Genomic DNA, 18,900 nt, shown 5'->3' on the forward strand with positions numbered 1-18,900 from the left:
TAAAAATAAGTGCTTACTACTATATTTATTAATATTATAAGTTGATTTGTTATTATAAATTAGCTAAATTTACATATTTTTTCTCTATATATTTAAAAATTGGTTTTGGATTGATAAATTTAGTAAAACAAGCCATCCAAAAATTAGGAGCGGCAACAAACATTTTTTGTAATCCTGAAAGAAAAGTATAATATTTTCTGCGGCGCATCACGAATTCTCTGTACTCTTTTAAGCCTTCCTCTAAAGTCTCTTCTTTGTCTATAATCTTTTGAATAATCTTTCCACACTTTTCACCGAAATAAAATGACTGCCTAATTCCTTCTCCGCTTAAAGCCATGCACTGCCCAGCCGCATCCCCAACTATGAATATATTTTCAATTGTTGGTTCTCGAAATTTGTTTGGAAAAAAACCACCATGTAAGTCTTTGGTTATTTTCAAATCAAACTTTTTAAGAAAAGCATCTAATTCCTCCTTAATATTTGTCTCGCCGATATAACTTCCAACACCAAACCTTGAAAATTCATTGCAAGGAAAAATCCAAGCAACTCCTTTTGGCATCATTTTTGGATTAACCCAGATTTCAATAGCTTTGTTCTTATAAAGAGGCGTGGTCTCTAAACCAAAGCTTTTCCTCTCGCAGGGAATAAAGTCTTTTTTAATGGAATTTGCTAAAACTGCCTGCCAACCCGTAGCATCAACAATACATTCTGATTGAAAATTACCTTTTTCTGTCATTACAATAGTACCATCTTCTACACCATAAACTTTAGCTTGAAGAAATTGGACATTGCTTTTTTCATATAGGATCTGACAGAGTTTTTTATAATCAAAAGTAGCAAAGGGATGTTTTAAACAATAAGTAATATCTTTTGAACCAATGTGTAAAATCACTGTATCAGTAATCTGAAGTATTGCTTTCTTGCAGTCTAATTTCTCCAAAATATGATAAAAAGTACAGCAGGTTGACTTTTGTTCACCCCCAATTTCTGCTTTCCTATCAATAAGCAAGATATTGCCTTTTAATTCTTTAGCTACAGCTAAACCAGCAAAACTAGCTCCAGCAATGATAGCATCGTATTTCATTTATTAATGTTGAATTAATGACAACGCCCTCCTCCTCCTGATTTTGATTGCTCTTTTACCAATTTCTTCCGATATTCTTCTCGGCAATCTTCGGAGCAGAATTTTTTGTTAAATCCTTTAGGATAATACTCCCCTTCTTTTAATTGCATTTTGCAGACAGGACATTTTTTCTTGAAAAAATCAAACATATTTTTATTCTCCTTTTAATTTTTTAATAAGCTTTTCTTTATCTAGTCCACCGGTTGAAAATAGTTCTCCATCAATAATAATACCAGGAGATGACATTATTCCATGCTTTTGAACTATTTCTTGGCCCCTAGCGCTTGCTATATCGATTTCTTCCACCTCAACATTAGGAAAGTCTGGTATTATTTCGTCAAAAATCTTTTTGGCTGCAGCACAGTTATGACAACCAACCATTGTTAAGAATTGAATTTTATGTGTCATATTTTTCTTTTAACCTTAATTAAATATAAAATATTCAGTTTCCCGCTAAAAACAAGGTTTTAATTTTTTGATCCGCAGAATTTATTATGAAACCAAGCAATAAGACCGCCACAAACTGCTCCGCAAATTAATCCATAGAATAAACCAAGGACCGCTCCGCCCAAACCAACTACATAGCCAGGATAAACTGTATTCAAAAGTCCGACTAATTCTTTGCTTACCCACATAAATTTCATACCCCAACCAGCCAAAAGCGCTAATAGAAAAAGATATACGCCCCAGATAACAGCTCCAGCAAGAGCCAAGCCTTTTGCACTGATATGACAATAATGTTTTTCGTTATTCATAGATTTGTTGTTTATTATTTAATATTTTTTTCTGACCTTTAGACGTGAAATAACAGCTGTAAAACATAGCCGACTATAATCAATAAAATCCCCAAAGACCCTAAGAATTGTTCTCGTTTCATTGAAAGCAATACATCAGCATCTATTCTATGTTCTTTTAGAACATGCTGATGGACTGTAAGCACAGTGATACCTAGTAATATTTTACCTAAAACATCCAATGTTAAACCAATATTAAACCAATTTATAAAGTTCATTGAGTTTCAGAATACATGTCATTAATTATTTCTTGCAAGTGAGCTTCGTGTTCTGTTCCGACTTTATGAGCAATGGCTTTGGCGTAATAGGATTTTAATTCAACCAAACCATGACCTTCTAAAATTTCACCAATACATTCACCACAGGGATGACGTCCTGCTAAAATATCCTGTCTGCAACTACACTCTGCTCCTTCACCATGTCCAGGCGTCTTTTGAATACAGTACCAACAAGGACTTACTAAACAGCAATTATACTTTCCTTTCATTGCTAAATTACTACGAATGTTATCAGCAATAGACATCCAATCTTGTCTTTGTTCAGAGATGCTTTTATTTTTTATTATTGCTAAATAATCCTCTGATGGAACTGATGGTTTAATAAAATAACCAAAGAATACCCCGGCAATCAATACTAAAACTAATCCTAAAATTAAATTTGTTTTTATCATATTTCTAAGCGATATTATTGCATTAATAAAGTGAAAAATCCTACGATTACAACAATAACTACTCCCCAAACAAAAATATTTTTAGGAGTGTTTTCAGAAGTCTCTTTGTTATAATTTTTGGATTTTTTTGAGCTTGATCCGCAACAATGACTCATAATTTTTTATGGTTAAAAATCATTTAATGAATTTTAATTTTCGACCTTTGGTTTCTTTAATTTCGTATTTAGAAAATACCAAACAACTGGTCCTAAAATTAGACCTCCCAGCAAAGCAAAAGCAGGCCCTTGAGTTCTTTCAGCGATGTCAAAAACGCTTTTCCCTTCAGCAAGTCCTGCCCTACATTCAGGACATACATTATTTAAATTTCCTTGCGCCAACATTACTCGACACTTACAAACTCCAGGACCCCAAATCCAACCCTTAAGACACTGACTGCAAATAGGATTAATGCAACATTGATATTCAGCAGTCCCAGCCCCTATTGTTTTTCCAAACCACATTGTCCATCCTTCATGGATTGGAGTATTTAAAAACCAAAAATGCCCATAAAGACCCCAAACCACAATAAAAGCTCCAACCACAATTAAACTCCAAGCAGTAACTTTTTGAATTGCTTTTTTCTTTTTCATCAACCACATTGAAGCATTTACTCCAACAATTGCTAAAATAGTAATTGCCAAGAGCGGTAAAAATCTTCCAAGACCATTAACTGCCTGAAGAACTGCTCCGTGAACTATAGAACCTGAACCAGCAATATAGGTTAAAATCACATAGGTCGCAGGGTTGGGACAGGCAACGCCAGCATTTCCTAAGAATAAACCCATAAAAAAGCTTTTTAGATAATCTCCTTGTTCCTGAATGAAACGAGGAGTGGTTCCACCGTAAGAAGGAAGTTTCAACTTTATTAATTCAAGTTCTGAAAGACCAAACAGTAATGCAGCCATTCCCGCCACCAAAAACATCCATTTGCTGATGCTGGCTAAACCAAAAATCTTACCAGCCCAAGCTACAACTATTCCATAAATACTTAAGGTAATGATTAGTCCTAAACCAAAAAGAATGGCCATTATCAATCCCTTTTTAGGGTTTTTACCCATTGCCATGGGCACAATAACAAAAACCAGTGGAAAGGTGCAGGGCAAAACTATCATTGATAACCCGGCAGCAAAAGACAGTGTTAGGCCAACAGTTTGAGTGGGTGTAGAACTAAGCCAAAATATACCAACTAAAAATATAGTGACTAGTATGAAAAATACTGTAGCAAGATATATTCTTAATTTCTTTTGTATTGGCCTTAATTCATTCATAATTTGATGAATTTACTTTGAGCTTCTGAGAATTTATTGTTTGTAAAATTTATATTTTTCTTATCTTATTGACTCATATCCTTTTAAAACACCTTTCTTGGAAAAGACAATTTGCCATAATTGATTTTTTCGCGCTCGAAATGTTCCAGCGCAACAGAGCAAATAATATTTCCACATTCTGTAAAACCTTTTGTTATAATTTGATTTTATTTTATCCCAATTCCTTTCAAAATTCTTATACCATGCTATTAATGTTTTATCGTAATCAGCACTAAAATTATGCCAATCCTCCATTACAAACAAGCCTTCAATTGATGCCCCTATCTGCTTAATAGAAGGGAGCATGCCACCAGGGAAAATGTATTTATTCATCCATGAGTCTGTAGTTATTGTAGATTTGTTTCCACCTATTGTATGCAATAAAAATAGACCATTATCATCTAAAAGACGATACACAATTTCCATATAAGTTCGGTAATTCTTATAACCAACGTGTTCAAACATTCCTATGGAAACAATACAATCAAATTTTCCGTCAAGATCTCTGTAATCCTTTAATCTAATTTCAACAGGCAGCCCTCTGCATAATTCCTGTCCAAGCTTTACCTGTTCCTTAGAAATCGTAATGCCAACTCCTTTAACTCCATATTTCTCTGAAGCATATTTCATAAACGCTCCCCAACCGCAGCCAATATCAAGTATTTTCATTCCTTGTTTAAGGTTTAATTTTTTACAAACTAAATCAAGTTTTGCTTCTTGAGCATTATCTAGTGTTTCTGCTTCTTCCCAGTATCCACAGCTGTAAACCAATCGCTTATCAAGCATGTTTTGATAAAACTCATTGCCAATATCATAATGACTTTTACCAATATCAAAAGAGTGTTTTTTATTCCCCAAATTTAAAACTATTGCTTTTAAGATACGAGGAGCTACTCTCCAGCTTTTAACCCTATCGTCAATCTGAGAACGAAGTATTTTGTAAAAAAATTCATCAAGATTCTTGCAGTTCCACCAACCTTCCATATAAGATTCTCCTAATCCTAAAGAACCTTGACTTAAAACTCTCCTATAAAATCTTTCATTATTAACATAAACATCATAAGGGTTGTTTCCGTTAATCTTAATACCAGCTTCTTCCAATAAGGATTTAACAATGCTTTCATGTATCATAGTTTATCTCATTTTTTTCTTTTATTACTTATTAGAAAATTGGTAAATTTTAAGTAATTCGTCAATGCTTTTTTCTTTTTTACCTCTTCCTTCTTTCATTGCTGCTGCCACGCATTTTCGTAAATGCTGATTTAAAATTAAACTATCTGCTTTTTTTAAAGCATTCTGACAAGCTAAAGATTGATGTAAAATATCAACACAATATTTATCTTCCTCAATCATTTTAATAACTTTTTTGAGATGGCCACTAATAATTTTTAACCTTCTAAGAATCTGTTTTTTTGCATCTTTGTGCATATTTTTAAAATTCTCTTTTAATTTAATATTAGCCCCACCCCCTGGTATGGGCATATTAAGAATAACAAATAAATAAAAACAATACCAATTAAGTTATTCACAAGAACTTATTAACCCCAAGATATTTTTCACCTTACTTAAAATATAATTCCAAAAACCTGAAATAAAATATGAAAGACAAGATGAACAACAACAAGTAAGATTAATAAAATTCGAGTATGTTTATGATATTTAACAAGTTTGTCCCTAAATTTTTTAAATGGCCCCCAATTTAAACTGTTATACCACCAGCAAGTCGCAAGATCAACAAAAAATACCACTGTTAGCAAAATAGCAATCCAGAAAAGTAAATCTTGACCTAAAATTAAAGTTGGTACCATTGTTTTATTCAACTATTAAATCGCCCATCATACCAGCTATTTGATGTCCAGGAAGTGAACAAAAAATAGTGTAGGTTCCTGAAGATGGAGCAGTAAATTCAACCACGTCTGTCTGATTAGAACTTATTAACTTTGTACTAACTCCTAATCCTTGGATAATTAAGTTATGTTTAATGTTACCAATATTCTGAAAAACTATCTTTACCCTATCTCCTGCTTGAACAGTAATAGAAGAAGGACTAAAGCTATATTCTGCTCCTTTAATAGTAAATTCTTTGATTTCAGTATTTTCTGAAAAAGGAACAGTTTGTCCAGGCGCTAATGGCGTTGGTGCTTTTAAAAGAAGATATCCAATAACAATAGCAATTAAAGCAATGATAATGATAAAAGTTTTGTTCATATAAGTGTTTATTTAGTGATAATTAGTAATAAATAGACCTTTGCTTTGATGCGATAAAGATTTACAAGTAAATGTTATCTAAAACTAAAAATACAAAGATCGCTCCTATTAATAAAATGTTGCTAGAAAAAAAACTTTTCTTTATAGAATGACTCAACATATTGCTATTTTAACAGTATACTAAATTCCATTATTAGGGCAAATCTAAATACTTATTCGCTTTTCTTGAGCTTATTTATAGAACTATGGAATTACATTGGCTATTAGCCTTGCTTCAGCTTTTCCGTTTTGAGGATCATTGGTTGAAAGGTATACAGCCCTCATAATGTTGCCCGTCCCTTGAGAACCATGAAAGTTTGGATCAAAAACAACATCTAAATATCCTGTCTGGTCTGGAGAAATTTTTTGAGACCAAAACAATTGATTATTATGCATGCCAAATTCTGGGCTAGACTGACCGTCTACTATTAAAACAGCTGTTGTGCACATACAGGAAGTTGTAATACCTCCAATCTCCAAATCACCAATGCCATTATTTTTTATTTCAAAAGTTTTTTTCACTAAGCCATCTGCCATAGAAACAATTCCAGCATCATATTGTAAAGGACTTATTTCTATTTTTGGAAGATTTTGACTTTGTCCAGATGAACGACTTAAACCATAACCAATTCCTGCTATAATCAATCCTAAAACAATAAAAGTTTCTATCATTTTTTTGTTTTTTTTAGCACGCACTTTTCCTAATTTTTCTTTATTCTTTTGTTCTTTTTTCAGCAAATATTGCTCTTTTTTAGTAAGCTCTTGATTATTCATAAACTTAATTATCTTCTTTATTTTCTTTATCTTTTTTATCTTTGCCTGCTTGTCTCAATATTTCTAAAGTTTCATCTGAAACTTTACAGTGAGGGCATATTTCATTTTCTTTTTGTTTTTGATTGTTTTTTTCTTTTTCCATGTTATTGATTAAATTAAAAATACTAATATTAAAATTCCCAAAATAACCATTGAAATTCCCATGACCAATTTTTCAAGTTTTTCATTCTTTTGTCTAAATTCAGTTATTTTCGCTAAAGTAAATGGATTAACTGACAAGCCAAGAATAATAAGTAAAGGAATTATTACCATAACATTATAAACAATAAGATATAAGAAGCCAGTCCAATAAGTTGTTTTAGAGGCCAAAAAAGATGTGATGGCAGTATAAATCCCAGCAGAACAGGGCACTGAACAAAGGCCCACTAAAAAAGCAGACAAGATAATAGCAGGAATAGTTGCTTTTTCTATTAAAGCTTTTGATTTTTCACCAAGTTTTTTTGGCATCCCAATCTGAATAGGTGAATTCGGGAAAAAATAGTTCTTTATTTCTATAATTCCCCATAGAATCAGAATTCCTGAACCAAGCTCAGCAAAAAAATGATGTCTTCCAAAAAGCATTATTCCTGAAAAAAGCCCCACTCCCACACTAAGATAAGTTAGAAAGATAACAAAGATATATAAAAGACCTAAAGAAAAAATGTTTTTAAAAGTTTTTCTCATGCTTAACAGAAAAGCAATGAAAAAAACTAAAATTGCAATCACACAAGGGCTAAGTCCGTCTAAAAAACCTGCTGTTATTACTAAAGGTAATATTGATAAATTATCTAACATAAGCATTGATTGTTATTTCTATTTGGGGATTTAATGGGTCATTAGTTTTAATATATATAATTCTTTCCTGTTTTCCCTGGCCATGAGGACCGCTCATAGCTCCTGTGTCATATTCCACTGTTAATTCAGCCTGCTCATTTGGATTTATTTGTTCTTTATTTATCACAGCGCTAGTACAGGCACAAGAAGTAGCTATTCTTTGAATTTCTAATACTTTTTTCCCAATATTCTTTACTTGGAATGAATGCTCTAAAACTTTTCCATATTCTACTTCTCCAAAATCAAAAAAGTTTGATGTAAGTTCTATTTTTGGCACATCCTGACCCTGCTCTGACTCTGGAATGGATTGAAAGTATCCATAAATTGCCAAAACTAAAATAGCTGTTATTAAAATCAAAAATGGTTTAATTTTTAACTTCATGATTTTAACTAATTAAATCTTTCTTTTTTTCTTCAAATTCTTTTTTATCGATTTCACCCCTGACATAACGTTCTTTAAGTATATCTAAAACAGATTTACTCTCATCTTTAGTTTTTGCCTGATCGGTCAGCCATTTAACTAAAGCAACAATAGCTAAAACAACTAAAACCCAAAATAAAATCATAAATATCCAGCCCAGCCAACCCCAAAAACTCATGTTATTAAAATCGCCCATCATTGACATCATATGATCATTTTCATCAGCCAAGACATATTTTGGTAAGGAAGAAAAAACTGTTATTAAAAATGGTTTTAAAATTAAGGATAGTTTTAATTTCTTGGTCATAGTTTTTTAATCTTTCAAGTTATTTTAATCGACTTGATCTAATTCAATTTTAACACTCTTTTCAAAATCAATTGGATCATTAGAAAATATAGAAATAGTTCTAATGGCTGGGCCTCTAAAATCTTTGTGCATATCTGGATCATAACTAACTTTCAATTGAGCTGTTTGGTTTTTTGGAATTACAACTTTCCAATTAGTTGGATTTTCATAGCCATGACCAGACATTGTAAAGCCTGGCCCTTCTGCCCCTTCAAAAATAATTGAAGCAAAAGTACAGCCGCAAGAAGTTGATAATCTGTCTATAATTAAATCATTTTGGCCATTATTTTTAATTTCAAAATAAGCGAAAACTTTTCCATCCTTTTGACTAACATCTCCAAAATCATAAACATCAGAACTTAAAGATATAATTGGCCTTTCTTCTGAAGCCTGCTCTATTAAATATTGTTTAAACTCTTCCTGCCTTTCCTTATCAACAAAATAATTAAGTCCATATTTTTTAACATAAGCCATCATAATATCATGTTCAGAAATATTTACTCCAGCTAACGCATCTATAAACGTCATTCTTTCCTTGGCCATTGGACAAGTGCATTGATCAATTGGTTTGCCGCAGCAAGGACATTCAAAAATTGGATAAATTTCTTCTGCTGAAACATTTTCAATTAAAGACGCCGAAAGGTTGCTGTTTTTATGAGAATTCCTTTGAATAAAAAACGCATTAAGAATTAAACTTCCTGCCAAAATAATACTTAATATCAAACTAAAAATCTTCCAAGGATTTATTAATTGATTAGATGTGTTTTTAATTTTAGATTGTGAATTTAAATTTTGCATCTTTATTTATATTTAATTAACAACCTCCAACCATTTGCGGTAAAAAGTCTGGAAATGTTTCTAATAATTCTTTCACTCCTTCCACTCCTGCTCTTTCCATTTCAAAAAGCTGAGCTGATAAAGTTTGTTTGGGAAAGTAAGTGATTTTCCATTTAGTTAATTCTCCTAAAATTTCTTCGTTAATCAATTCCGGATGATTCTTAATCAAATAAGCAGCTAATCCCCTCATCATTATAGAATGAGCACATCCGCAAGCAGCACTACCGTCCTTATTAACTAATGTTTTTACATTGCAGCAATATTCACAAGCAATTTTAAAACCTATGTCTATATATCTTTCTAGATCATCACCAGCTAAAACAATTTTATTGCTACCCTGTCCATAAGTGGGCCCGAAAATCCTTACCTTATTAATAGCGTCCTGTACCCTATCAAAAGAAATATTTAATTCTTCACCATAAATTTCAGGTACTCCAGTAGGAATAAAAGACTGTTTAATGTATTTAAATTGCAAATAGGCTAAAAGTTCTTTTTCATCTTCTTCATTTATATCTTCAAGGGTTTTAGGAACATTCTCCATTAAATCGCTAACCTGAGCAAGATTTATTTTTGCTGATTTTCTTGGCGCTAAAGATGGAAAATAAAACCAAACAAGGCTCAATAAAACAGCTCCCAACGCAAAACCCCACAAAAAACTTGCGGCACGATAATAAGAGTTCTTTCTTGGAGAAAAGTTTTGATTGTTATTTAAAGCAGGTCCGTGTTTTTCAGATTGAGAATTATTTTCCATATTTTCATTAATTAATTTTTTCCATTTTTAAAGATTTCTAAAAGCTCTTTTATCTTTTTCCTTCTTTCCTTTTCGTCTTTCCCCTTGATGGCTTTACTTACACAACTATTAAGATGGTCTTTTAAAATAAGTTGATTTACTTTTTTAATTGCCGCAATCACTGCTTCATTTTGTTTTATAATATCAATACAATATTTATCATTTTTAATCATTTTCTTAACTCCTTCCAAATGACCAGAAAGATAATTCATTCTGTTTAGAATTTGTTTTTCTTCTAATTTTTTCATATTTTTATACCCTATAGGGAGGGGTATATAAATAATAGCACTGAGACTCTTTTTATGTCAAGAAAAATAAAAATTATCCACAATTATTTCATTTCAATATTTGTTATAATAAGCTAATAAAGGTTATATTACTTTTAATTGAAAATTATGAAAGAAAAAAGAATTATATATGCCCTGCTCTTGGCCTTATTTTTCCTGCCAGCCGGAGCAACGTTTATTCACTTTAAAATCCATTCGGGAATAGTTTGGCTACCTTACTTGACTTTATTTGACGCTATTGTTGTCACATTAATGTTTAAATCAAGAAAAACAGCTGTTTATGCTCTTTTTCTTAATTCTATCTTTGTGATTATAGGAATAGGATTTCACCTTAAATTTTTACCAGGTGGCTGGGCAGATATAATGATGTCTTTAACTGACTTCTTTACTGGTTATGCTGTATATGGATTAGTTACTAAAAATTAATTAAACATACTAACTATGAATTTACATAATTTAGTGATTTATTCAGGTTGGGCAGCAGCAATATCCTTAGCTTTAAATTTTTTAACGTGTTTGAATATGCCTTGGTCAAAAACCAAGTGTCTTTGGAAGGGCGATTATCCAGGACCTGATAAATGTGATTGGAAAGGATTTCAGCCTATTGCTTACATGCACAGTGTTTTTGTCTGGCTTACAATAATCTTCAGCATTGTACATATTATTCTGGTTGTTGCTTACTAACAGAATACTTTATTATTTCTAGATTACAGCTTTTATACTTTTTACACCAAGTTTCACATTCATCCTTCCATTTCTTTTCTTTGTACTCTAAACCGCAAAACTTACACTTATAAAGTTTGTTTTTTATTTTTCTCTTCTCTGACATATCAAAGTTTTATGTTTAGACTATTCTTCTTTTTCTTCTTGTCCTTTTTCTTCTTGTCCTTTTTCTTCAGAAGAACTACATCCGCAACTTTCACACATATTTTTTTCTAATTAATAATGTTAATAATGATTTACGAGCATAAATCGACTTTGTTTTTTACTTCAAAATCAACAGGCACAGCTTCAAGGATTTCTCTTGAGGAAACTTCTTCTTTATTATAGTGAACCAAAGTTTGCGAATTAGATAAATCAACTTCAGCCGCATAGACTCCAGAATTCTTTTCAAGTGAATATTTTAAAGATGCCTCGCAACTAACGCAGGTCAAAGCATTAAAAGACTTTGAAACAATTTCTAGTTGAAGATGACAAGAAGGAGGATGTAAGGGAGTATCACGCGTTGAAAAAAGTCTCTTTTCAAAAACATAAGGACTAACTATAGGCAAAAGAAAATAAAGGCTGCCTACAAACAATACTAAATGTACTGTTAAAGCAGTTAACACAAATGGACTTTTAATTCCTGCTCGAATCCCACATTTTCTTTGTCGGAAATGAATAAAAAAGGCAATCCCTAAAAGCAAAGTACTGGTCAACAGAAAATAAGGTTTTAACTTTATAAAAGAAAAGGCAAAAGAAACACTGCCTAATCCTAAAAATATTAAAACTATTGGAGTAATACAACAAAGAGATGCTAAAAGTCCAGTCAAGGCACCGATCACTCCACCTTTTTTATCAACTTTTTTAAACTCTTGCATAGAATAAAGCAACTATTCTTGTTTAAATTTCAGACAAAATCTGATCTATAATTGATTTTAAGTTCTCATAAGGCGCAGCACCACCAAGCGGTTGGTTGTTTAGAAAACTGCCTGGTGTTCCAGTTACTCCTGCTGCTATTCCTTGTTGTAAATCTGCCTCAACCTTGTCTTTGTATTTTCTTGAAGAAATACAATCCTTGAATTGAATCTCATTAAGACCAAGTTCTAAAGCTAATTCTTTGTATAAATTTAATCCAAGTTCTGATTGATTTTTAAATAAACCATCTGAAAATTCCCAAAATTTATCTTGTTCTGCGGCACACTCTGAAGCCTCAGCAGCTGGCCTGGCCTGAGGATGAATAGAATCTAAAGGAAAGTGCTTATAGACCCATGTTACTTTATCAGGATAATCTTTCATTATTTGTAGCATTGTTTGATGAAATCTCAGACAAAATGGACACTGAAAATCAGAAAACTCAACAATAGTAATGGCTGCACTTACATCCCCTTTAATGTTATCATCGGAGCTGATTTCTATTTCTTTGGTAGTTTCTTTTTTTTGGCTATTTTCATTTAGTGAAGGGTTTACACTGGCTACATTTTTATTTTGACCAATCAAAAATCCTGCACCAACTAAAGTTATTATAGCTAATCCTGTCAACAATCCCTTTAAAAAAATTTTGCTTGTTGTATCTTTGTTTGTCATGTTTTTTTTAATTTAATTTTATAAATCTTCCTCTTCAAATACACTGCAAGTCGTATCTCCATTTCCAGAAATTACTCCCCCACACTGAGGACAAGGCTCTTTTCCTTGAGCAATCAAATCATCGCAAGCGCAAGTTCCTGCAGTCTGGTTGTTCCAGATGTTATCCTCCATGTAACACATGGTACAAGCTGGCTCAACACAGCACCTATAAACTCCAGCTGCAATTGCTTTCTCAATGCCTAAACCTTGTTCTTTTGCAACCCGCTGCTGCATTTCTTCTGGTGATAATCTTTCAAAAGAAGAAAGAAAACTATTAATTCCCAATCCCAAGCCAAAAGCGATAATAAACAGTAATATGACGAATAAGATTTTTTTCATAAAACGACCATTTATTATTCATTAAGACGACAAAATCTATTTTATCAATTTTTAATTATATTTCAACATTTAAAAACCTATAATTTTGCCTCTTATTTCTTTGCTCAATATTTTATCCTTTATTTTTTATTAAAGCAATTTCTCAAGTCTTTCACTTATTGCTTTCCAATTGACAACATTCCAGAAAGCATCAATAAAGCCATTTCTGTTATTCTTATAATCCAGATAATACGCATGCTCAAAAACATCTATTACCATTAAAATATCGAATGTTGGATAAATATTGGTATTATGTTTTTCTATTTGCATTATTATTGGTTTTTTTATTTGCTTATCAAAAGATAAAGCTGCCCAACCAGAACCCTCAACAGATGCTGCGGCCTGACTGAATTCATGTTTAAACCTCTCAAAACTCTGAAATTCATGATTAATAGCTTTTTCCAACTTATCACTGGGTTTTCCTCCACCTCCTTTTAATGGTGAAGTTAAACTCTCCCAAAACAGAGAATGAAGCAAATGTCCTCCAATATTAAAAGAAAGGTTCTTTAAAGTTGACTTTAAATCCAAATCAATACTATCTTTTCTTGCTTGTTCTATTTTTTCCAGAATAGCATTTGCGCCATCTACGTATGATTGATGATGTTTTTTATGGTGAATCTCCAGCTGTTCTTGAGATATGTGCGGTTCCAAATCCTTATAACTATAAGAAAGATCAGGTAAAGTATAATGTTTCATAATGCAGTTATTAGTTTGTTAATTCCTCAACTTCTTTTTTTCCTTCTTCCAATTCTTGTGCATGCTCTTTATCAAGATTAACTAATAAAGCTTCAAATTCTCCAACATGAGTTTTTTCTTCTTTGGCAATATCTAAAAGAACTTTTTTAATATTTTCATTGTCAGTCATAGCAGCCATTTGTTCATAAAAACTTACTGCATCAAGTTCAGCAATCATCCCAGCTCTTAGTATTTCTTTGTCTATATCCTCTTTTTTTACATTTTTAAGATTAATTGGTAATTGTGATAACATGTTTATTTGTTTTTACTTAATTAATGAATTAGACCTTTTTTAATTATTCTGTTCTAAAGTTCTGCAAGAAGGACAATGAAGATGAAAGTTCTCCTTTATTTCCCCTTCGACATCAGAAGTAAATTCAGTTCCAGAAAGCCAAGAATCAAATTTGACTTTACATTTTAAGCACTGAATTTCTTTTCTGTTTACTTTATTTTTTTCTTTTTTTGTCATATTTTTTAAGATTAATTTAATTAATTAGTTTTTTGATAATTTATACTCTCTTCTTTGTTCATATTCCTGAATTTTTCCAACATTCCACTGGCTAACAGGCCTAAGGTATCCTACTATTCTGGAGTACACTTCACATTTTTTAAAATTCGTTAAACTTGGATTTTTCTTAAAACAATCATTGCATTTCAGAATCTTTATCTTTTCTCCTTCATCATTATAAACAAGTATTATTCCGTCCTGAATATTTTTATTTTCAACCTTTATTTGTTTTTTGCAGTCATGACAAAATAAATTTAAATTATTTTTTGCATTTTTTACAAGTGCCATAAAAAGAAACTTGATAATTATTAATTTCGCCAACCTTTATTTTTTTTAATTTTGGAATTTTAAAATCTTCAAAAATATCAAAAACTTCTTTACATTTCCTACAAAAAAAATGACCGTGATTTGAAATATCACCGTCATAGCGCTGACATTCTTTACAAGGAAGTTCTAATATTTCCCCCTTTTCTTTTAGATTTTTTAATATTCTATAAACTGTTCCTTTACTGATTCTTGGAAGTTTTCTTCTCACAACTAAATAGACCTTATCTGCAGAAGGATGAGTTTCAACACTTTTTAAATAATCTAATACAATCTTTTTTTGAGAAGTAATTCTTTCTACTTTAGTCATAATATTTATTAGTAATCATTCCTATCTAAATATTATTACTAATAAAGAAACTGTCAAGTAAACAGCCTGTGGAAAACCTAACTAGTGAACAAATACTCCCCTGCTTTTTATTTTTTCTTTTTTAACAATTTGTTTTATATCCGCTACAAATCCATTAAACTTTTCTTTATCTTTTAAAATCTCCCAGCTATCAGGGAATTCTTTTTCCAAAACACTAACAAATTCTTTGCCAGCTCCTCTGGTATTTATAGTTTCAAAAAAATAATAATCTGCCAAGCTTTTGGTTTGACTTATTACTTTTTTAACATCAACCAATCCTGGGATTATTGGACTTACAAATGCATATGTTTTAATGCCTTGTTGTTTTAAGCTCTTTAAAGTCTTTAATCTTTTCTCATGGGTTGAAGAATAAGGTTCAAATAATTCTTTAGCTTTTTTATTAAAGCCATTGACAGTTAGGCCAATTTCAATATTTTTAAATTCTTTAAATAAATCAACATCCCTTAAAATCAAATCTGATTTGGTTTGAACAGCTAAGTTTATTCTTTTATTCATGTTTTTTAAAACTTTTCTTGTAAGCTTAAGTCTTTTCTCAACATGCTGATAAGGATCAGATACAGAGCTCATCCAGACAGATCCTTTGACATATTTGTTTTTAACTAGTTCTGGAGCATTTATTTTTGCCTCAACCCATAACCCCCATTTTCCATAATTCTTCCATCTAGCAGTAAACCTGGCATAACAATATAAACAAAGATGGTCACAACCAACATATTGATTAATAACATAAGAAACGCCTGGGAGGCGCGTCTTTGTGAATATGGTCTTAGCTTTAGTTTTTATTATTCTAATTTTCATGTTTTTAAAATGCCATGGTGGTTTTTATATGTCTATATTGAAAAATTTTCTTAACAAAAACCCTATGCTAAAACTAAAAGTTGCTATGCTAAAACTAATTACTATCATCTCAGAAAATCTTTTCTTAAAAGAAACACTTTTAACTACAGAAACATAAAATGTAAACATAATAATTATCAGAATAGCATTTAAAATTGTAATTCCTAAAGCAAGATAAATATTTTCTAAAATTAAAAAAGGGAAGGTTAAAATCAAAACCACAGCGATATATGCAAAACCAGTATAAATTGACGCTTTAAGAGGAGTTCGACTGCTTTTTTCCGACTTGGTTGATAGATATTCAGAGGCTGCCATTGATAAAGATGCTGTCAGCCCTATAATCAAACCAGTAACAGCTACCAAGCGTGTATTTTGAAGAGTAAAGGTTAATCCAACCAGGGCTGCTGTAAGCCCTACTAAAGCATCATTTAGCCCTAAAACAAAAGAGCCCATGTATTTAAGCCGCTCTTCGTTGATTAAGTTAATAAGCTGCCTTTTATGATTAGCTTCATCTTTTGCAATATCTTTTATAGCTGGTATAAGCTTAGATATTTTTTCATAAACTACTCCCTCTTTCCCCTCCATGTCTTCCATTAATTTTGCTGTGAAAGTTATACCCAATATTTTTGAAATTAGAAGATGCATCCTTATCTTTAAATTATCTGGCTCTATATCTTTACCAGTATATTTTTTGAAAAAATCATAGTGACGAAGCTCATCGTCTGATATTCTTTTTAAAACCTCTTTATTGTGAAGATTTTTGGCTGATTCAGACAACTTCTTATATATTAAGTATTCAGTAATTTCATTCCTTTGAGCAGTCAGAATTTCTTTTTTTGTTTTTTTATCTAAGTTCATAAATTTATTCTCAAAAAATAATAGCAGATTAAGTAATCTGATTAAAATTCCTTTAACCTATAATAAAGGAATTGTTTTCATTAATAACATTAATGCTATCCCGAACAAAAAAACTAAAAAATAACTTGTTGATTTTTTTAAGGCCGTGCAGGTTTTAATTTCAGGAATTAAGTCTGATGAAGCAATATAAATAAAACTCCCAGCAGCAAAGGCAAGAATAAAAAAGATTGAATCCCCTATTTTCTCTGAAATAAAAAACCCAACAATTCCGCCAAAGATAACACCAGTAGCTGATAAAAAGTTTAAAAACAGTGCTTTTACTTTTTCAATTCCTCCATAAACTAGAATCCCAAAATCCCCTATTTCTTGAGGAATCTCATGAAAAGCCACCACTAAAGTTGTAATCACTCCAATAGAAAAAGAGGTGGCAAAAGAAGCAGCAATAATCAAACCATCAATAAAATTATGAACAGCATCAGAAACCAAAATTAAGTATGAAAATGGCATTATTTTAGGGTGCTCTCTTGCATGACAGTGATGCCATTTGATAAAGTTTTCCAAAATAAAAAAGGTGCAAAACCCTAAAATAACATATAGAAATACATTTAAACTATTTTCCAATCCAATCCCTTCAAGTGCTTCTGGGATTAAGTGAAAAAATGCTCCCCCCATTAAAGAACCTGCGGAAAAGGAAACCAAAATCAAAAGAATCTTATCAAGTAGCTTTTCTTTTAAAAACAAAGTTAAAGCTCCTATAAAAGCGATGAAGCTTATTAAAAAAGTGGAGATAATGATATTTAGCAAAACTGTCATTTTTAAATAAGCATTAAAAACTGAGGTTTAAAAAGGATTATTAGGCCCAAAATCAAGAGCACAATCCCTGAAATTAATTTTATTACTTTAAGATATTTTTCTGAAACCTGAGTAATCCTCAATGTCCAAATAGCTAAGCCAAAAATTATTAAATCATCAAGCATATAAAATAAGATATAGACTAGAAGGTAGGAATAATAAGAACTGGTGCCTAAATTATAGCTTGTAAGCATCTTTGTGAATGCTAAAGGAAAACCCAGAGAACAAACCAACTCTACTAAATTAACCCCAGCTGCAACTACAGCTACACCTAAAAGCATTAATGGTAAAGAGGTTTTTGCCTGAGAAATTTCCTGCATTTTTCTAAATAATTTTTTCTCAAATCTAACAAAAATACTTTTTTCTTTTTCAGGATCTACTTCACAAACCCTGCAAATCACATTGTGAAAATAGTCCTTGAGTACAAATATTGAAAATACAATTATTATTATTCCTATTAAAAGCGTAAGATATCTTACCTGTTCTAAAACTAAAAATAGATTTAGCCAGGCTGAAATAAATAGAAAATATACTATTCCTGAAACTAAAATGAAAGTTCCTCCTATTAAAAATACTCTTTCTCTGATTCCAGTAGAAACTAAAACAGTGAGCAAAAATCCTAAAGCAATCATAGCGCAAGCATTAAATCCATCTAAAGCTCCCAGCACTACTGCCAAAACCATTGGAGACATATTTTCAAGAGAAATTTCACCTATGATTGGAAGGGTTATTTTTCTGCTTTGACTTGGAGACTCAGGCTGAGACGCCCGTTCAACTAATTCTAAAAGATAGCTTTCCATATCAACTGCTATGTTCTGAGCAAAACCTAAAAAGTAACGATCCTTAATAAATGTTATTGGGACAAGGCCCTGTTCGTTAACAGGAACACTATATTCTTGATACATCTGCTTTAAAAGGTTTGTGCTTTCTTTTTCAAAAATTCCATAATTTCTAAATTCAATATCAGGATATTTTTCTTTTAAATTTTTAAGAAATTCTTTTTCATCAGCACAACGAGAACAGGTTGGACTAAAGAAAAAGTCAACGACCACCTCTTCTTGAGCCAATGAAAAATTAGCACTGCCAAGCAATGAAAATAAGATGAGTATTGCAAAAATTAGCTTTTTCATATAATCTTTATACGCTATACTATACGTACTTTTGCCTATATTGTCAAAGGTAATAGTATAGATATGTATTCTAAT

The 18,900-nt window shown here is 31.4% G+C and carries 33 protein-coding genes; 2 read left to right on the top strand and 31 right to left on the bottom strand.

Translation table 11 applies throughout. The features are described from left to right. Positions 1 to 52: 52 nt before the first annotated feature. From KJI70_01265 to KJI70_01355, 19 genes are all read right to left on the bottom strand, one after another. Positions 53 to 1,084 (bottom strand): NAD(P)/FAD-dependent oxidoreductase, encoded by a 1,032-nt coding sequence (locus tag KJI70_01265; protein ID MCP6718162.1) that lies wholly within the window; start codon positions 1,082 to 1,084, stop codon positions 53 to 55. A gap of 14 nt (positions 1,085 to 1,098) precedes the next feature. Further along, positions 1,099 to 1,272 carry a hypothetical protein gene (locus tag KJI70_01270; GenBank protein MCP6718163.1) on the bottom strand — a complete coding sequence of 58 codons (174 nt, stop codon included), beginning with the start codon at positions 1,270 to 1,272 and terminating at the stop codon, positions 1,099 to 1,101. Positions 1,273 to 1,276: 4 nt separating this feature from the next. Then, a complete protein-coding gene (locus KJI70_01275; GenBank protein ID MCP6718164.1) occupies positions 1,277 to 1,531 on the bottom strand; it encodes a thioredoxin family protein in 255 nt (84 codons plus the stop codon). A gap of 59 nt (positions 1,532 to 1,590) precedes the next feature. Beyond that, positions 1,591 to 1,878: a hypothetical protein gene (locus KJI70_01280; protein ID MCP6718165.1), complete on the bottom strand. Its 288-nt coding sequence runs from the start codon at positions 1,876 to 1,878 to the stop codon at positions 1,591 to 1,593. Between the two features lie 38 nt (positions 1,879 to 1,916). Beyond that, positions 1,917 to 2,135: a hypothetical protein gene (locus KJI70_01285; protein ID MCP6718166.1), complete on the bottom strand. Its 219-nt coding sequence runs from the start codon at positions 2,133 to 2,135 to the stop codon at positions 1,917 to 1,919. After that, entirely contained in the window at positions 2,132 to 2,587 is a 456-nt protein-coding gene (locus tag KJI70_01290) for a hypothetical protein (GenBank protein ID MCP6718167.1), read from the bottom strand. Before KJI70_01290 ends, KJI70_01285 begins: the two co-directional genes overlap by 4 nt. 14 nt (positions 2,588 to 2,601) lie before the next feature. Beyond that, the gene (locus KJI70_01295) at positions 2,602 to 2,742 is read right to left on the bottom strand and encodes a hypothetical protein (GenBank protein ID MCP6718168.1); all 141 of its coding nucleotides are present in this window, start codon (positions 2,740 to 2,742) and stop codon (positions 2,602 to 2,604) included. Between the two features lie 33 nt (positions 2,743 to 2,775). Further along, entirely contained in the window at positions 2,776 to 3,894 is a 1,119-nt protein-coding gene (locus tag KJI70_01300) for a sulfite exporter TauE/SafE family protein (GenBank protein MCP6718169.1), read from the bottom strand. Positions 3,895 to 3,954: 60 nt separating this feature from the next. Next, on the bottom strand, positions 3,955 to 5,064 hold the full coding sequence (cfa, locus tag KJI70_01305; protein MCP6718170.1) for a cyclopropane fatty acyl phospholipid synthase: 1,110 nt from the start codon (positions 5,062 to 5,064) through the stop codon (positions 3,955 to 3,957). Between the two features lie 24 nt (positions 5,065 to 5,088). Further along, on the bottom strand, positions 5,089 to 5,361 hold the full coding sequence (locus tag KJI70_01310; protein ID MCP6718171.1) for a metal-sensitive transcriptional regulator: 273 nt from the start codon (positions 5,359 to 5,361) through the stop codon (positions 5,089 to 5,091). Positions 5,362 to 5,745: 384 nt separating this feature from the next. Beyond that, entirely contained in the window at positions 5,746 to 6,141 is a 396-nt protein-coding gene (locus tag KJI70_01315) for a cupredoxin domain-containing protein (protein MCP6718172.1), read from the bottom strand. Between the two features lie 243 nt (positions 6,142 to 6,384). Continuing rightward, positions 6,385 to 6,954 (bottom strand): DUF1573 domain-containing protein, encoded by a 570-nt coding sequence (locus KJI70_01320; GenBank protein ID MCP6718173.1) that lies wholly within the window; start codon positions 6,952 to 6,954, stop codon positions 6,385 to 6,387. A gap of 4 nt (positions 6,955 to 6,958) precedes the next feature. Next, a complete protein-coding gene (locus KJI70_01325; protein MCP6718174.1) occupies positions 6,959 to 7,096 on the bottom strand; it encodes a hypothetical protein in 138 nt (45 codons plus the stop codon). An 8-nt stretch (positions 7,097 to 7,104) separates the two neighbouring features. Continuing rightward, the gene (locus tag KJI70_01330) at positions 7,105 to 7,788 is read right to left on the bottom strand and encodes a hypothetical protein (GenBank protein ID MCP6718175.1); all 684 of its coding nucleotides are present in this window, start codon (positions 7,786 to 7,788) and stop codon (positions 7,105 to 7,107) included. Beyond that, positions 7,778 to 8,209 carry a DUF1573 domain-containing protein gene (locus KJI70_01335; protein ID MCP6718176.1) on the bottom strand — a complete coding sequence of 144 codons (432 nt, stop codon included), beginning with the start codon at positions 8,207 to 8,209 and terminating at the stop codon, positions 7,778 to 7,780. Before KJI70_01335 ends, KJI70_01330 begins: the two co-directional genes overlap by 11 nt. A 4-nt stretch (positions 8,210 to 8,213) precedes the next feature. Then, entirely contained in the window at positions 8,214 to 8,555 is a 342-nt protein-coding gene (locus tag KJI70_01340) for an SHOCT domain-containing protein (GenBank protein MCP6718177.1), read from the bottom strand. Between the two features lie 24 nt (positions 8,556 to 8,579). After that, complete coding sequence (locus KJI70_01345; protein MCP6718178.1) at positions 8,580 to 9,392, bottom strand: DUF1573 domain-containing protein; 813 nt, start codon at positions 9,390 to 9,392, stop codon at positions 8,580 to 8,582. A gap of 16 nt (positions 9,393 to 9,408) precedes the next feature. Then, complete coding sequence (locus KJI70_01350; GenBank protein ID MCP6718179.1) at positions 9,409 to 10,182, bottom strand: hypothetical protein; 774 nt, start codon at positions 10,180 to 10,182, stop codon at positions 9,409 to 9,411. An 11-nt stretch (positions 10,183 to 10,193) separates the two neighbouring features. Further along, positions 10,194 to 10,469 carry a metal-sensing transcriptional repressor gene (locus KJI70_01355; protein ID MCP6718180.1) on the bottom strand — a complete coding sequence of 92 codons (276 nt, stop codon included), beginning with the start codon at positions 10,467 to 10,469 and terminating at the stop codon, positions 10,194 to 10,196. 147 nt (positions 10,470 to 10,616) lie between these two features. On the opposite strand from KJI70_01355, the gene KJI70_01360 reads away from it, so the two are divergent. After that, on the top strand, positions 10,617 to 10,934 hold the full coding sequence (locus KJI70_01360; GenBank protein ID MCP6718181.1) for a hypothetical protein: 318 nt from the start codon (positions 10,617 to 10,619) through the stop codon (positions 10,932 to 10,934). A 15-nt stretch (positions 10,935 to 10,949) separates the two neighbouring features. Then, positions 10,950 to 11,192, top strand: coding sequence for a hypothetical protein (locus KJI70_01365; GenBank protein MCP6718182.1), 243 nt, complete (start codon positions 10,950 to 10,952; stop codon positions 11,190 to 11,192). Between the two features lie 275 nt (positions 11,193 to 11,467). On the opposite strand, the gene KJI70_01370 is transcribed toward KJI70_01365, so the two are convergent. From KJI70_01370 to KJI70_01425, 12 genes are all read right to left on the bottom strand, one after another. Next, positions 11,468 to 12,088 carry a cation transporter gene (locus KJI70_01370; protein MCP6718183.1) on the bottom strand — a complete coding sequence of 207 codons (621 nt, stop codon included), beginning with the start codon at positions 12,086 to 12,088 and terminating at the stop codon, positions 11,468 to 11,470. A 22-nt stretch (positions 12,089 to 12,110) separates the two neighbouring features. Continuing rightward, on the bottom strand, positions 12,111 to 12,794 hold the full coding sequence (locus tag KJI70_01375) for a DsbA family protein (GenBank protein MCP6718184.1): 684 nt from the start codon (positions 12,792 to 12,794) through the stop codon (positions 12,111 to 12,113). A gap of 18 nt (positions 12,795 to 12,812) precedes the next feature. Further along, positions 12,813 to 13,172: a hypothetical protein gene (locus tag KJI70_01380; GenBank protein ID MCP6718185.1), complete on the bottom strand. Its 360-nt coding sequence runs from the start codon at positions 13,170 to 13,172 to the stop codon at positions 12,813 to 12,815. 129 nt (positions 13,173 to 13,301) lie between these two features. Then, complete coding sequence (locus KJI70_01385) at positions 13,302 to 13,907, bottom strand: superoxide dismutase (protein ID MCP6718186.1); 606 nt, start codon at positions 13,905 to 13,907, stop codon at positions 13,302 to 13,304. 10 nt (positions 13,908 to 13,917) lie between these two features. Beyond that, on the bottom strand, positions 13,918 to 14,199 hold the full coding sequence (locus KJI70_01390; GenBank protein ID MCP6718187.1) for a rubrerythrin: 282 nt from the start codon (positions 14,197 to 14,199) through the stop codon (positions 13,918 to 13,920). Positions 14,200 to 14,238: 39 nt separating this feature from the next. After that, positions 14,239 to 14,415, bottom strand: coding sequence for a hypothetical protein (locus KJI70_01395; protein ID MCP6718188.1), 177 nt, complete (start codon positions 14,413 to 14,415; stop codon positions 14,239 to 14,241). A gap of 24 nt (positions 14,416 to 14,439) precedes the next feature. Next, the gene (locus KJI70_01400) at positions 14,440 to 14,742 is read right to left on the bottom strand and encodes an anaerobic ribonucleoside-triphosphate reductase (protein ID MCP6718189.1); all 303 of its coding nucleotides are present in this window, start codon (positions 14,740 to 14,742) and stop codon (positions 14,440 to 14,442) included. Then, positions 14,714 to 15,088: a transcriptional repressor gene (locus tag KJI70_01405; GenBank protein ID MCP6718190.1), complete on the bottom strand. Its 375-nt coding sequence runs from the start codon at positions 15,086 to 15,088 to the stop codon at positions 14,714 to 14,716. Before KJI70_01405 ends, KJI70_01400 begins: the two co-directional genes overlap by 29 nt. An 81-nt stretch (positions 15,089 to 15,169) precedes the next feature. Then, positions 15,170 to 15,946 carry a radical SAM protein gene (locus KJI70_01410; GenBank protein MCP6718191.1) on the bottom strand — a complete coding sequence of 259 codons (777 nt, stop codon included), beginning with the start codon at positions 15,944 to 15,946 and terminating at the stop codon, positions 15,170 to 15,172. Positions 15,947 to 15,970: 24 nt separating this feature from the next. Next, positions 15,971 to 16,843: a VIT1/CCC1 transporter family protein gene (locus KJI70_01415; protein MCP6718192.1), complete on the bottom strand. Its 873-nt coding sequence runs from the start codon at positions 16,841 to 16,843 to the stop codon at positions 15,971 to 15,973. Positions 16,844 to 16,900: 57 nt separating this feature from the next. Beyond that, the gene (locus tag KJI70_01420) at positions 16,901 to 17,656 is read right to left on the bottom strand and encodes a ZIP family metal transporter (GenBank protein MCP6718193.1); all 756 of its coding nucleotides are present in this window, start codon (positions 17,654 to 17,656) and stop codon (positions 16,901 to 16,903) included. Between the two features lie 2 nt (positions 17,657 to 17,658). Then, on the bottom strand, positions 17,659 to 18,825 hold the full coding sequence (locus tag KJI70_01425; GenBank protein ID MCP6718194.1) for a hypothetical protein: 1,167 nt from the start codon (positions 18,823 to 18,825) through the stop codon (positions 17,659 to 17,661). Positions 18,826 to 18,900: the final 75 nt, after the last annotated feature.

The organism is Patescibacteria group bacterium, from assembly GCA_024238995.1.
In the GTDB taxonomy this organism is placed as follows: Bacteria; Patescibacteriota; Minisyncoccia; order Minisyncoccales; family JANBVM01; genus JANBVL01.

Bases quoted from the DNA above. Each gene is read 5' to 3' on its own strand.
- KJI70_01265 (MCP6718162.1), bottom strand. From the start codon at position 1,084: ATGAAATACGATGCTATCATTGCTGGAGCTAGTTTTGCTGGTTTAGCT.
- KJI70_01270 (MCP6718163.1), bottom strand. From the start codon at position 1,272: ATGTTTGATTTTTTCAAGAAAAAATGTCCTGTCTGCAAAATGCAATTA.
- KJI70_01275 (MCP6718164.1), bottom strand. From the start codon at position 1,531: ATGACACATAAAATTCAATTCTTAACAATGGTTGGTTGTCATAACTGT.
- KJI70_01280 (MCP6718165.1), bottom strand. From the start codon at position 1,878: ATGAATAACGAAAAACATTATTGTCATATCAGTGCAAAAGGCTTGGCT.
- KJI70_01285 (MCP6718166.1), bottom strand. From the start codon at position 2,135: ATGAACTTTATAAATTGGTTTAATATTGGTTTAACATTGGATGTTTTA.
- KJI70_01290 (MCP6718167.1), bottom strand. From the start codon at position 2,587: ATGATAAAAACAAATTTAATTTTAGGATTAGTTTTAGTATTGATTGCC.
- KJI70_01295 (MCP6718168.1), bottom strand. From the start codon at position 2,742: ATGAGTCATTGTTGCGGATCAAGCTCAAAAAAATCCAAAAATTATAAC.
- KJI70_01300 (MCP6718169.1), bottom strand. From the start codon at position 3,894: ATGAATGAATTAAGGCCAATACAAAAGAAATTAAGAATATATCTTGCT.
- cfa (MCP6718170.1), bottom strand. From the start codon at position 5,064: ATGATACATGAAAGCATTGTTAAATCCTTATTGGAAGAAGCTGGTATT.
- KJI70_01310 (MCP6718171.1), bottom strand. From the start codon at position 5,361: ATGCACAAAGATGCAAAAAAACAGATTCTTAGAAGGTTAAAAATTATT.
- KJI70_01315 (MCP6718172.1), bottom strand. From the start codon at position 6,141: ATGAACAAAACTTTTATCATTATCATTGCTTTAATTGCTATTGTTATT.
- KJI70_01320 (MCP6718173.1), bottom strand. From the start codon at position 6,954: ATGAATAATCAAGAGCTTACTAAAAAAGAGCAATATTTGCTGAAAAAA.
- KJI70_01325 (MCP6718174.1), bottom strand. From the start codon at position 7,096: ATGGAAAAAGAAAAAAACAATCAAAAACAAAAAGAAAATGAAATATGC.
- KJI70_01330 (MCP6718175.1), bottom strand. From the start codon at position 7,788: ATGTTAGATAATTTATCAATATTACCTTTAGTAATAACAGCAGGTTTT.
- KJI70_01335 (MCP6718176.1), bottom strand. From the start codon at position 8,209: ATGAAGTTAAAAATTAAACCATTTTTGATTTTAATAACAGCTATTTTA.
- KJI70_01340 (MCP6718177.1), bottom strand. From the start codon at position 8,555: ATGACCAAGAAATTAAAACTATCCTTAATTTTAAAACCATTTTTAATA.
- KJI70_01345 (MCP6718178.1), bottom strand. From the start codon at position 9,392: ATGCAAAATTTAAATTCACAATCTAAAATTAAAAACACATCTAATCAA.
- KJI70_01350 (MCP6718179.1), bottom strand. From the start codon at position 10,182: ATGGAAAATAATTCTCAATCTGAAAAACACGGACCTGCTTTAAATAAC.
- KJI70_01355 (MCP6718180.1), bottom strand. From the start codon at position 10,469: ATGAAAAAATTAGAAGAAAAACAAATTCTAAACAGAATGAATTATCTT.
- KJI70_01360 (MCP6718181.1), top strand. From the start codon at position 10,617: ATGAAAGAAAAAAGAATTATATATGCCCTGCTCTTGGCCTTATTTTTC.
- KJI70_01365 (MCP6718182.1), top strand. From the start codon at position 10,950: ATGAATTTACATAATTTAGTGATTTATTCAGGTTGGGCAGCAGCAATA.
- KJI70_01370 (MCP6718183.1), bottom strand. From the start codon at position 12,088: ATGCAAGAGTTTAAAAAAGTTGATAAAAAAGGTGGAGTGATCGGTGCC.
- KJI70_01375 (MCP6718184.1), bottom strand. From the start codon at position 12,794: ATGACAAACAAAGATACAACAAGCAAAATTTTTTTAAAGGGATTGTTG.
- KJI70_01380 (MCP6718185.1), bottom strand. From the start codon at position 13,172: ATGAAAAAAATCTTATTCGTCATATTACTGTTTATTATCGCTTTTGGC.
- KJI70_01385 (MCP6718186.1), bottom strand. From the start codon at position 13,907: ATGAAACATTATACTTTACCTGATCTTTCTTATAGTTATAAGGATTTG.
- KJI70_01390 (MCP6718187.1), bottom strand. From the start codon at position 14,199: ATGTTATCACAATTACCAATTAATCTTAAAAATGTAAAAAAAGAGGAT.
- KJI70_01395 (MCP6718188.1), bottom strand. From the start codon at position 14,415: ATGACAAAAAAAGAAAAAAATAAAGTAAACAGAAAAGAAATTCAGTGC.
- KJI70_01400 (MCP6718189.1), bottom strand. From the start codon at position 14,742: ATGGCACTTGTAAAAAATGCAAAAAATAATTTAAATTTATTTTGTCAT.
- KJI70_01405 (MCP6718190.1), bottom strand. From the start codon at position 15,088: ATGACTAAAGTAGAAAGAATTACTTCTCAAAAAAAGATTGTATTAGAT.
- KJI70_01410 (MCP6718191.1), bottom strand. From the start codon at position 15,946: ATGAAAATTAGAATAATAAAAACTAAAGCTAAGACCATATTCACAAAG.
- KJI70_01415 (MCP6718192.1), bottom strand. From the start codon at position 16,843: ATGAACTTAGATAAAAAAACAAAAAAAGAAATTCTGACTGCTCAAAGG.
- KJI70_01420 (MCP6718193.1), bottom strand. From the start codon at position 17,656: ATGACAGTTTTGCTAAATATCATTATCTCCACTTTTTTAATAAGCTTC.
- KJI70_01425 (MCP6718194.1), bottom strand. From the start codon at position 18,825: ATGAAAAAGCTAATTTTTGCAATACTCATCTTATTTTCATTGCTTGGC.